The organism is Gilliamella sp. Pas-s25 (assembly GCF_009795885.1).
Classification (GTDB): domain Bacteria; phylum Pseudomonadota; class Gammaproteobacteria; order Enterobacterales; family Orbaceae; genus Gilliamella.
Genome location: NZ_WTEV01000045.1, coordinates 1 through 11,430 on the forward strand (window position 1 = coordinate 1; position 11,430 = coordinate 11,430).

At 34.1% G+C, this 11,430-nt stretch carries 10 protein-coding genes; 9 read left to right on the plus strand and 1 reads right to left on the minus strand.

Annotation, left to right across the window (positions count from 1 at the left end; translation table 11 throughout):
- The first annotated feature begins 463 nt into the window (after positions 1 to 463).
- Both asd and mscM read left to right on the plus strand, forming a co-directional pair.
- The gene (gene asd / locus GQ593_RS12755; protein WP_160432379.1) at positions 464 to 1,312 is read left to right on the plus strand and encodes an archaetidylserine decarboxylase; all 849 of its coding nucleotides are present in this window, start codon (positions 464 to 466) and stop codon (positions 1,310 to 1,312) included.
- A 4-nt stretch (positions 1,313 to 1,316) separates the two neighbouring features.
- On the plus strand, positions 1,317 to 3,935 hold the full coding sequence (gene mscM, locus GQ593_RS12760; RefSeq protein ID WP_160432380.1) for a miniconductance mechanosensitive channel MscM: 2,619 nt from the start codon (positions 1,317 to 1,319) through the stop codon (positions 3,933 to 3,935).
- Here the strand turns inward: mscM and GQ593_RS12765 are convergent.
- Complete coding sequence (locus GQ593_RS12765) at positions 3,932 to 4,462, minus strand: DedA family protein (protein ID WP_160432381.1); 531 nt, start codon at positions 4,460 to 4,462, stop codon at positions 3,932 to 3,934. The genes mscM and GQ593_RS12765 overlap by 4 nt on opposite strands.
- A 186-nt stretch (positions 4,463 to 4,648) precedes the next feature.
- On the opposite strand from GQ593_RS12765, the gene fdhD reads away from it, so the two are divergent.
- The 7 genes from fdhD (at position 4,649) to GQ593_RS12800 (ending at position 10,966) form a co-directional block, all read left to right on the plus strand.
- Complete coding sequence (fdhD, locus tag GQ593_RS12770) at positions 4,649 to 5,455, plus strand: formate dehydrogenase accessory sulfurtransferase FdhD (protein WP_160432382.1); 807 nt, start codon at positions 4,649 to 4,651, stop codon at positions 5,453 to 5,455.
- 286 nt (positions 5,456 to 5,741) lie between these two features.
- Positions 5,742 to 6,560 carry a purine-nucleoside phosphorylase gene (locus GQ593_RS12775; RefSeq protein ID WP_160432383.1) on the plus strand — a complete coding sequence of 273 codons (819 nt, stop codon included), beginning with the start codon at positions 5,742 to 5,744 and terminating at the stop codon, positions 6,558 to 6,560.
- Positions 6,561 to 6,616: 56 nt separating this feature from the next.
- Positions 6,617 to 7,855 (plus strand): nucleoside permease, encoded by a 1,239-nt coding sequence (locus GQ593_RS12780; RefSeq protein ID WP_160432384.1) that lies wholly within the window; start codon positions 6,617 to 6,619, stop codon positions 7,853 to 7,855.
- A 180-nt stretch (positions 7,856 to 8,035) separates the two neighbouring features.
- The gene (locus GQ593_RS12785) at positions 8,036 to 8,971 is read left to right on the plus strand and encodes an EamA family transporter (RefSeq protein ID WP_160432385.1); all 936 of its coding nucleotides are present in this window, start codon (positions 8,036 to 8,038) and stop codon (positions 8,969 to 8,971) included.
- Positions 8,972 to 9,942: 971 nt separating this feature from the next.
- Positions 9,943 to 10,419, plus strand: coding sequence for a hypothetical protein (locus tag GQ593_RS12790; protein WP_160432386.1), 477 nt, complete (start codon positions 9,943 to 9,945; stop codon positions 10,417 to 10,419).
- The gene (locus GQ593_RS12795; RefSeq protein ID WP_160432387.1) at positions 10,420 to 10,584 is read left to right on the plus strand and encodes a hypothetical protein; all 165 of its coding nucleotides are present in this window, start codon (positions 10,420 to 10,422) and stop codon (positions 10,582 to 10,584) included. It begins immediately after the preceding gene.
- Positions 10,585 to 10,771: 187 nt separating this feature from the next.
- On the plus strand, positions 10,772 to 10,966 hold the full coding sequence (locus GQ593_RS12800; RefSeq protein ID WP_160432388.1) for a hypothetical protein: 195 nt from the start codon (positions 10,772 to 10,774) through the stop codon (positions 10,964 to 10,966).
- Positions 10,967 to 11,430: the final 464 nt, after the last annotated feature.

Here is an 11,430-nt window from a genome sequence, read left to right on the forward strand (position 1 = left end):
AATTTTTTGACCATGATATTTGTCTCCTATGATTTTTGTTTATATCATAGAGGCAACTTTTGTCCACTTTTTTGGCGAGGATCATTAAGAGACAGATGAACATCTATTTGTTAAAGACAGCAATAAACATCATATAAATCAAAATTATGAAACTTACCAGAACATAGACCAATGGGAAGGAAAAATAATTGATATGTTCTTTCATTACTATGTGGCATGATCAGCAAACATTTAAAATATAACAAAAAAAATTAAGCGAATTATTAATTTTATAATATAATTAAACCACATAAAGCGATTCTGTTAAAATGCTTGATGAGTTTTAGCAGGTTGTTTTAATCAGAAACGTAAACATCCCTGCTGTTTCCTATGCCGAATACGCATTATTCATTTTAGCCGTTTTACACTTTATGTATGAATCTTGGTATAATGTCGTATTACTATCTTTACTTGAGAGTTATATATGTTAAATCAGTTAAATGCAATTATTCAGTATCTTCTTCCTAAACAGCTATTAACCATCATATTTGGCTGGCTGGCAAAAAAACAGTTGGGAAAAGCCACTACATGGATGATTATGGGCTTTTGTAAACTGTATAAAGTGGATTTGAGCGAAGCAAAAATTAACGATGTTAAAGCGTTTAAAACCTTTAATGACTTTTTTGCCCGTGAATTAAATGAGGATGCTCGCCCAATTGAAGCTATCGATAGTGCTGTTGTTATGCCGGCTGATGGCGTTATTAGCCAGTTTGGTACCGTTCAAGATACCCAGCTGTTACAGGCTAAAGGGCATTTTTATTCTTTAGAATCACTGCTTGCTTGTCATCCTGACATGATCAAGTTTTTTAAAAATGGTTCATATGTAACCACTTATTTATCACCTAAAAATTATCACCGCTTTCATATGCCTTGCGATGGTATTTTGCGTGAAATGATTTATGTGCCAGGTTCACTATTTTCAGTCAATAAGGCGACAACAGAAAGTATTCCGAATATTTTTGCACGTAATGAACGTGTAATATGCCTTTTTGAAACTGATTTTGGACCAATGGCGCAAATTTTAGTCGGAGCAACCATTGTCGGTAGCATCGAAGTACAGTGGGAAGGTGTCATTACTCCACCGCGTGAAGGTGTAATGAAACGTTGGACATATTCAGGTGAAATCAAACTACAAAAAGGGCAAGATATGGGTTGCTTTAAATTGGGGTCGACAGTGATAACGTTATTTGCATCAAATGCAATTGAGTTTGAAAGCCACCTTAAAGTGGGCGATGTTGCACGTGTAGGTCAAAAATTAGCTAATAGGATATAACTTTATGTGGATTCGTGGTTTTTTATGCTTTGTTGCTGTGTTGTTTTCTTCACTGACCTTTGCCGAAGAAACCACGCCCATCATTAATAGCGAGGATGATCTTTCGCAAGTTGTTCAACAATTGAATGATAAAAATGATGAACTCCGGCAAAATATGGAGTTACAAAAAACGCATTTAACCAGCATTGTTAATGAGCAAAACAATATCACTACGCAGATTTCACACGTACAAAATACGCTAGCAACGCTTGACGAGCAAGGTGAGTGGTTGAGCTTTTCAACCGCTCTGGGCGAAACCTTGCGTCAACAATTATTACGGTTACCCGAAAAACCTAAATCACAAGCACTAGATGCCGAAATTGCTGAAGCCAAAGCCCAACAACTTAATTATAGTAATATTTTAACTGCTTTAGACGATTATCCAACCTTAACAAGTCCGCTTAATAACGTCAAAGAAGCAACACAATATCGCCGTTTAATTCGGGAACAGGCAGAATTACTCAAGACGCTTATTTCAGGTACTGATACCACCATTTTAGAATTGACCAAATTAAAAATTGCTAATAAACAATTAACTAATGCGATTGATGAAGTAAACGATGCCGCACATAGGTACTTCTTTTGGGTAGCGGATGTCAATCCAATATCCTTGAGTTATCCAATAAATTTAGCTAAAGATGTGGTTTATGTCATTTTTTCAATCGATACCCTTTCACAACTTTATAATGCCAGTACTGAAGTACTGAGTGCACCCAAACCGCTATTTTTAATCATTTTATCGTTACTGTTTGTGTTTACGCATTTTAAAATGCGCACCAAATATAATACTTTTTTAACTAAATCAGCCAGCCGCGTGGGTAAAGTGACACAAGATAGCTATTCTTTAACCCTAAAAGTAGTTATTTTTTCATTAATTATGGCGTTACCAGTACCAATTTTGTGGGCGGTGTTTGGTTATGCATTGCAAATTAATTGGGATTATCCTGTTGCATATGCATTAGGTTATGGTGTAAATGCAGCAGCGCCAATTTTATGGGTGTTTATTATTTCAGCGCACTTTGCATCATCTAATGGGCTGTTTATTAGCCATTTTGGTTGGTCTGAACGTAGCGTACGCTCGGCAATGAAATATTATCAGCTTTCGATTTGGCTTGTGATTCCATTAGTGATGATAGTGATGAGCTTTGACGAGTATAACAACCGCCAATTTGCTGCCACAATTGGTCGTACAGCTTTTATTTTTTTATGTTTTGCTTTAGTGTTTATGACTAACGCCATCCATCGCGCTGGCGTGCCTCTTTATATTGATAAAAAAGGATCGGGCGATAATTTATTAAGTCATATTTTGTGGTTTATCTTATTAAGTGCTCCTTGGCTTGCCATTATTGCTGCTTGTTTGGGCTATTTATCAACTGCACAAGTGTTATTAGGCCGCCTTGAAGTTTCAGTTATTATTTGGTTTGCGCTATTAGTTATTTATTACATGATTCGCCGTTGGATGTGGATCCAAAAGCGTCGTATTGAATTTGAACGCACCAAGCAACGCCGTTTAGAACGTATGCAGCGGGCAAAATCACAAGAAGATGATCTTAATTCACTTAACGAAAGTGTCGATGAACCCGTTATTAATTTAGATGTTATTAGCGCCCAATCTTTACATTTAGTCAGATCCATTATTATGATGATTGCGCTCATTACTATGATTTTGCTGTGGTCTGAACTGCATTCGGCTTTCGCTTTTATGAATAATATTAAGTTGTGGGGAACCAGTGCCATTGTTAATGGTACCGAAATTGAACAATACATCACCCTTGGTGCAGTATGTATTGCAATTTTAGTGATGACAATTACCGTACAACTCGTCAAAAATCTGCCTGCTTTATTGGAGTTAGGCATTTTACAGCATTTAGATTTAGCCCCTGGAACAGGTTATGCGATTTCAACCGTTTCAAAATATATTACCTTAATGATAGGTAGTATGATTGCGTTTTCGTTTATTGGTATCGACTGGTCCAAAATTCAATGGTTAATTGCTGCACTAGGTGTAGGGTTAGGTTTTGGTTTACAAGAAATATTTGCCAATTTTATATCTGGTTTGATCATTTTATTTGAAAAACCGGTGCGCATTGGCGATACTGTGACAATTCGCGATTTGACCGGTAATATTACTAAAATTAATACTCGCGCCATTACCATCGTTGATTGGGATCGTAAAGAAATTGTGATGCCCAATAAAGCTTTCATTACCGAACAATTGGTGAACTGGTCATTATCTGATTCGATCACTCGAATTGTATTAACCATTCCTGCAACTATTGACGCTGATAGTGATCTGGTTATCAAACTTTTACAACAAGCCTCAGACGAATGTGAATATGTACTTAACGATCCTGAACCACAAGTGTTTTTGGTAGATATCCAAGAAGGCATTCAATTATTTGAATTACGTGTTTTTGCTGCTGAAATGGGACACCGAATGGTACTGCGAAGCGCTATACATAAATTGATACTTGAGGCTTATCGTAAACATCATTTGACGTTACCATTCCCACCATTGCAAACCAATTTAGAAGCACTGGGGCGCAAAAGTGGACGTCGTAGTTATACCATAGGCACGCTTTAGCCAAAGAGTGTTTCTAGCCAAGGCACACCAAACGCACCTGGTGCAAGCAATACAAATGCCCAAACTGGTGCAGAAGCAATATTGGCTAAATTAAATTTGGTAGCTGGCATGTGCATTGCGCCAGCTATTAATGGCACAATTGCACGTAGTGGTCCAAAAAAACGCCCAATAAATACCCCTAATGTTCCATAATTCTCAAAGAATTGCTCGGCTCGATAAACCAATTTAGGGTGTTTATTTAGCGGCCATGAAGTAATCACTTGTTGATGATAGTGTTTACCTAACCAATAAGAAAGTAAATCGCCAAAAACAGCGCCCGCCGTAGCGGCAATTAATACCGGTACAAACGATATTGCTCCTCCACCAATTAAAGCCCCTATTCCAAGTAAAATGGCGGTTGCAGGAACCAAAAGAGAAATGATTGCCAATGATTCACCAAATGCTAATAAAAATATAATTGGCAATGCCCAAATTTGATGATGCGCAATAAACTGCATAATAACCAATGTGAATTCGTGTAATGACATAGGCTTAGTTTGTGAATTATGAATTGATTATGGTGAACTATTTTACCATAATATTGGCTACTTAGCGCGAAGCATGTTATCTATTGATAGAATCTTACACGCATTAACGTTTGTTAGGTTTATTCACATTTGAGCTTATGTTTATATAGTAGTTTTAATTACAACCCAATTAACAAGAGACAAATCATGACGATCGGTATTGAATCAATTCGAGTACACAAATTTAAAAACAGTAAATTGCAAAGTTCTCAACCTGATGTGATCGCTATCGAAAAACCTGTTGCGTTAATTTATAACGGAATTTCACATGTCGTGATGATGACCACCCCCAAAGATCTGCACTATTTTGCAATGGGATTTTCGTTAACTGAAAATATTATTCAATCGGTTAATGATATTTATGGCATTGATGTTATTGATACCCCCAAAGGCATAGAAGTCCACCTTGAGCTTTCATCGCGACGCTTTAGTGAACTGAAAGAAAAACGCCGTAATTTAACAGGACGCACAGGTTGTGGTATCTGTGGCACTGAACAGATAGATCAAGTTTGCCAAGCCATTCCCACTTTGCCACGAATAAATCAAATTAAGTTAGCGGATTTTAGTGACAGCTTAAATGCCTTATCGCAAGTTCAACAAGTGGGTCAACAAACGGGTTGCACTCATGCGGCTGTGTGGCTAGATTTGAAAGGACAGTTTATGGCGGGATTTGAAGATATCGGCCGACATGTCGCATTAGATAAACTGCTTGGTTTTAGAGCTATGCAATTGCCAAATAATCCTAAATATCAACATGGTGTGGTGTTGGTATCAAGCCGCGCCAGCTACGAAATGGTGCAAAAAACGGCCAAGTGTGGTGTGGAATTTTTGTTAGCGGTTTCAGCAGCAACTTCAATGGCCGTTGATTTGGCTAAACAGTGCCATTTAACTTTATTGGGATTTTTTAGAGGCGATAAAGGGGTAATCTATTCAGGCGATGATCGCCTAGCTTAATGACGATTTTAGTATTAATCCATATTGGTGGGTCAAATTAATTTTCAACTTAATAAGTTGAATAATAAAATAAAAAAACTCATTATTTAATTAATTCTAAGATATCGCAATTCGTATCTTTTTTTATTAAGCGAAAATCTTCATAATATACATCACACAACAAAAATTACTTTTTTAAATTATTTTATAAGTTTATTGCCTAACTAAACTAATTAATCGGTTAAAACTGTTTATTTATTCATCCTGTTTTACTTTATAACATTTAATTTTTTGAAAGGATACTATCATGCATCAAACTTCTGAGATTCAACAAGCTGTTAACTATATTCAAAAACACACGGACAAAAAACCAACTATTGGAATTATTTTAGGTTCAGGCTTAGGGCCTTTTGCCGATACACTTGAAGATGCGGTTCACATCCCTTATGACACAATTCCACATTTTGCCAAATCAGCAGCTGTAGGCCATGCCAATGAATTAGTTATTGGCAAATGCGGTGACAAAACCGTCGTGGCAATGAAAGGACGCTTTCACTATTATGAAGGATTTTCACTAGATCAAGTAACTTTTCCTGTTCGTGTGATGAAAACGCTTGGCGTTGAAAAATTAATCATTACCAATGCATGTGGTGCAGTCAATACCAGTTTTAAACCGGGCGATTTAATGCTCATTACTGATCACATCAATCTTACTGCTAATAACCCGCTCATTGGACCAAATAATCCTGATTTAGGTGTGCGTTTTTTAGATGTGAGTGAACTTTATAACAAGCAATTGCGTTCAACTGTAATGGATGTAGCTAAAGAACTTAATATTAACTTACAACAAGGCGTTTATGCTTGGTGGACAGGTCCAACTTATGAAACACCTGCTGAAATTAGAATGATTCGCGTGTTAGGTGCCGATGCAGTGGGTATGTCAACCGTACCAGAAGCAATTATAGCGCACCATTCAGGCATTAAAACCATTGGTATTTCGTGTTTAACCAATATGGCTTGCGGAATTTTAGATCAACCATTAGGACACGAAGAAGTCATTGAAACGGCTGAACGCGTTAAAGCAACCTTTTTACAACTTATTACAAAAACGATTGAACGTTTTTAATCGATACTTTTATATTGGTTTTCTATAAAAAGTTCACTTTATTTTAGGAATAAACAATGGACATACAAAATAGATTAAAAATAATGATGTTTTTCCAATATTTTATTTGGGGAAGTTGGCTAACCACTTTTGGTGCTTATCTATTTAATACCTTACATTTTTCAGGTATTGAAGTATCGATGATTTTTAGTACAAAAGGTTTAGCTGCATTAATTACACCATTTATTATTGGCATCATTGCCGATAAGTTTTTGCAAGCAAAATATCTTTATCTATTTTGCCATTCTGTTTGTGCTATTGCGCTTTTTTATGCTGCATCGGTGACTGATTCAGCCATTTTATTTTGGGTGATGTTAGCCAATGCATTAGCCTTTATGCCAACTATTGCCTTATCTAACTCAATTAGTTATCACTGCTTAGATAAAGCAAACTTAGATACTGTCTCTGTCTTTCCTAAAATACGAGTATTTGGCACAGTTGGCTTTATTCTCGCAATGTGGACTATTAGCTTATGCAAATTCGAGTTGAGCAATGCTCAGCTCTATATTGCTTGCTCTGCCTCGGTTTTACTTGTCATTTACAGTGCAACATTACCCAATATTGCTGTATCTAAAAACCAAAAACAATCTTGGATTTCTTATTTAGGATTAGATGCTTTTGTGTTATTCAAAAAACCAGTCATGGCGGTATTTTTTCTTTTTGCTATGTTACTTGGCGCAATATTACAAATTACCAATACTTTCGGTGGCGCTTTTTTGCATGATTTTGCTAAAAATCCAGAATTTAAAGATAGTTTGATTGTGCAATACCCTGCTATCTTATTATCTGTTTCGCAAATGGCTGAAGTCGCTTTTATCTTGACTATCCCATTTTTTCTCAAAAAATTTGGCATCAAAAAAGTCATAATGATAAGCTTAATTGCTTGGACACTTAGATTTGGTTTATTTGCATTTGGCGATCCAACACCTTTTGGATTTGTGCTATTAATGCTTTCAATGATTGTCTATGGGTGCGCATTTGATTTCTTTAATATTTCAGGCTCTATTTTTATTGAAAAAGAGGTCAATTCTGATATTCGAGCCAGCGCTCAAGGGTTATTTATGACGATGGTTAATGGTATTGGTGCTTATTTTGGTTCAATTTTAAGTGGTATTGTTGTTGACATGTGTACACACGATGGCAACAAAGATTGGCAAACAATTTGGTTAATTTTTGCTTCATATGCACTTGTATTAGGCATTGTTTTTTATTATTCATTTAATTATGACCATACTAAAAGCAATTCTGCTGGATAATGGCAAATCCATTTAAATTAATCGATTTTAAAAGATTATTTATCGCTTAATTATTTAATTTAACTTGTTAAAAAATCTTAGGGGAGGTTGTTTGAAATCAACCGCCCTAGAAGACTTTTGTTGTGTTTTTGTGTCGATAATTTTCGACAATGTTATTTTTTAGTGTAATGAGATTTTGATATGAAAGATAATTTTTTAGGTGGTTTTCTGGTTTTTCTAGGCGCATGTAGTTTTGGTGTACTATCTTCAATTGTAAAAACAGCTTATAAAGCGGGCTATACATTAGGAGAAGTCACAGGTATCCAGTGTTTTTTAGGTATGCTAATGTTGTGGAGTATTCATTTTATTGTTAAAGCTGTACACAAACCCAAAGTATCTGCATCAACTAACACGCCATTAGCCACATCGACAACTCAAAGTCCTGAATCAACAAAGAAATGGAAGGTGTGTGCCGTTGGTCTCTTTCCTGGATTAGTAGGTATTTGTTATTATCAATGCGTTCAGTTAGTACCTGCATCAATTGCGATTATTTTATTAATGCAATACTTGTGGATTAGCATCATTATCGATTTTGTTATTTTTAAAAATAAACCTACGATTATTCAACTCGCAACAGTAATTGTAATTATATTGGGTAGTAGCTTGGCTGCTGGCATGTTTAATCAAGATATTACTTTAAATTTGACAGGCTGCCTTTTTGGCTTTTTAGCTGCGTTAATGTATTCGCTTTTTATTAGCACTAGCAGCAATATCGGCAATGAGTTACCTAAACTTGAAAAAAGCGCTTTGATGATTACGGGTGCATGTTTTGTTACATTTTTGATTTTTCCACCGTTGTTTTTCTTTAAACTGGATATTAACGATAAACTGTACCAATTAGGATTTTTATTAGCATTACTTGGAACGGTGTTGCCACCTTTTTTATTTTCAATTGGAATTCCTAAAATTGGTATTTCATTAAGTGCGATTCTTTCAGCCGCTGAATTACCTGTTGCTGTGACATGTTCGTTTTTTTATTTGCATGAAGCGGTCTATTTTACCCAATGGATTGGGGTGGTCATCATATTACTCGCAATTGCTTTACCTAACTTAAAACATATCAAAAAAACCGCTTAATTTTAGATTATTGGGTAGGAAAAGAATATTCCTACCTTTTTACTTTGATTGAGTTTTGATGATTTTAATTCAAAATTAATGAATACTCATTGCAATTCAATTAAGCCAACCAAGCTTACATTTACAAAAAATTTGTTGTTCAATCTACTTTAACATTCTAATCTATGTCATATCGTTGAATTAACCCAACTCACCTTAATTTTATTATTAATCATCAGCCAAATAATGAACAGAAATTTCTAATAATATCAGTATTTATTATTTAGAAAAAGTGATAGAATAAAATGATAATACCTAAAGGTCTTGAAAATCTAATCTATCATCACCATTTAAAATCATCTGATAAGTATGATCGATATTGCTGATGTTAACTCAAAAGACAAATAATTCCATGATCTGCACTATTTTTAATAGCTTTAATAGTCAAATATATTAAAAATGATTATGGTAGATTTACTTTCTTTTCTGTTTAATTATTGTGAGATTTTAAGAAAAATCTTTAACAAAAAGAGTAAATCTAGCAATATTATTGAACTTTCCAAAATTAAATGTGTCTTATAGAAACATGACTACTGTGAAATGGTATTAGTTTTTTATCTAAAATAGTCGGTCGTTTGCTATTGAGCTATTTTCTCTAGTATTAAGTTAAATGTTTTTGCCGTATTGATAACATTCCGTAATTGCCTTTAGATAAGGCTCATAATTATATAAAACTATTTATTATTACAATGTAACTGTTTTTCGGATAGTGGTTGTTTTCAACAGTGTTTTATTTTTTAAGCTGTTATGCTTTAAAATTTAAATTCATTAATTTGAATATCTAATGGAAGATTTATTAAATTTTTGATTTTTTTATTTATATATTTAAGCATTATATTAACCTGAAACATTTTACATAAAAAAGAAATATTCGCTTTTCTTTATTGGAGGCCTTGTTATCTTTTTATCTTAATTAAAAAGGAAGTTAAAGAATGAAAACATATAAAAAGCCTTTATTTACCTTAGTACATAGTAATGCAGCAATACCTGAGCACAGAACGCTAGCTTATTTAGATCCTACATTAAATTATTATACCGATCATATTGACGAAATTATTGCCTTGCGTGTTAAGGAACTTAAATTACATCATTCTGAATACAGAGAGTATCATGATATGCACAAGGGCAATAATAAAGGTGGGTTTTCTTTTATCTTTCATGAGATATTTGAGTCAGAACACCATAAAAAACAAATTGGAATGTTGAAAGATGAAATCGCCATTGCCAAAGAGTCAGATAAAGTAAAGGAATTACTAAATACTCGGATAAAAGCCATCGCTAATATTTATCCAGAATTGCAGTTTAATTTTAACGATATGCAGGTTTTACCGACCAAAGTAAAAGAGTACCTTTTTGCACCGCCTTTAATCTTAACTGAAGATAATGCCATTATGCTTTGGGATGATTAAATGGAACAAACAACACAAATTTATATGGCAGGAGTAATGGCACAAATAATTACGAAAGAATATGATTTAATACCATCTGTTTTAAACCGTTGGATAATCAATCAAAAACGGTTATTTAAAGCTAAAAATAATCTCAACGTAGTTGAAATGAATCGTCACAGTTAAGAAAATTGCTGTTAGTGACTCTTCATGGAAAACGATATCCTAACTAAAGAAACTTTGCTATCGTGTTTTGTTGTTTTAAATTGTGTTGCTATTCTAGTTTATTAAATACAAATAATCGTATAATTTTAAGGTTAATCATAAAAATATATCATTTGTAGGAATTACAGTAACTTAAGAAACTACGGTAATGAATATACATAAAAAAACAAAACTAACGCTTTATCACCTACAAATGATAAGGCGTTTATATCATAATGAAAAAATAACTATCACTAATTTTCAAACGTTTAATGGCCGTCGTCAAACCATTTATAGCTTATACAACGTGCTAAAAAGCCCAATTGAAGCTATTCACTCCCTAACCAGTGAACGAACGTTATAAAACCATCAGTTATGGTATTAAACTTCTGATTAAAATAGAAGAATCCATTGAAGATAAATGAAGACAGTAAGCTAAATGCAATAACAAAATCTATCTCGGTGAAATACTGCATGTTAACACCAAACATTTATCTTTATTAAAAAATGCAGAAAAAGCAGATAGGAGGATACGCAATTTAATAGAGATATGGCATAATCAGAAAATATTTAGCGATTCAAAAGAGAAAAAACAAAAAGTTAAACCATTTTAAGTAACCCCCCCTTATGCGTTATTAGAGGATTATTTTAATCATGAAGTGTAAACACCCCGGCATTTCCCTATACATTATTCTATGTTAAAATATGTAATCTATTTTATCTTGCAATAAAAATAGGTTTGCTTGGAATGGCAACACATTTTCAAACAAAAAAATTAAGGGATAAGTGTTTTTTAAATTCAACGGGAGGCAAGTAGCCTAACGAAGA

What these genes read in the sequence shown, in the direction of transcription:
- GQ593_RS12790 (WP_160432386.1), top strand. Translation starts at nt 9,943, where the DNA reads ATGAAAACATATAAAAAGCCTTTATTTACCTTAGTACATAGTAATGCA.
- GQ593_RS12780 (WP_160432384.1), top strand. Translation starts at nt 6,617, where the DNA reads ATGGACATACAAAATAGATTAAAAATAATGATGTTTTTCCAATATTTT.
- mscM (WP_160432380.1), top strand. Translation starts at nt 1,317, where the DNA reads ATGTGGATTCGTGGTTTTTTATGCTTTGTTGCTGTGTTGTTTTCTTCA.
- GQ593_RS12800 (WP_160432388.1), top strand. Translation starts at nt 10,772, where the DNA reads ATGAATATACATAAAAAAACAAAACTAACGCTTTATCACCTACAAATG.
- asd (WP_160432379.1), top strand. Translation starts at nt 464, where the DNA reads ATGTTAAATCAGTTAAATGCAATTATTCAGTATCTTCTTCCTAAACAG.
- GQ593_RS12765 (WP_160432381.1), bottom strand. Translation starts at nt 4,462, where the DNA reads ATGTCATTACACGAATTCACATTGGTTATTATGCAGTTTATTGCGCAT.
- GQ593_RS12775 (WP_160432383.1), top strand. Translation starts at nt 5,742, where the DNA reads ATGCATCAAACTTCTGAGATTCAACAAGCTGTTAACTATATTCAAAAA.
- GQ593_RS12795 (WP_160432387.1), top strand. Translation starts at nt 10,420, where the DNA reads ATGGAACAAACAACACAAATTTATATGGCAGGAGTAATGGCACAAATA.
- GQ593_RS12785 (WP_160432385.1), top strand. Translation starts at nt 8,036, where the DNA reads ATGAAAGATAATTTTTTAGGTGGTTTTCTGGTTTTTCTAGGCGCATGT.
- fdhD (WP_160432382.1), top strand. Translation starts at nt 4,649, where the DNA reads ATGACGATCGGTATTGAATCAATTCGAGTACACAAATTTAAAAACAGT.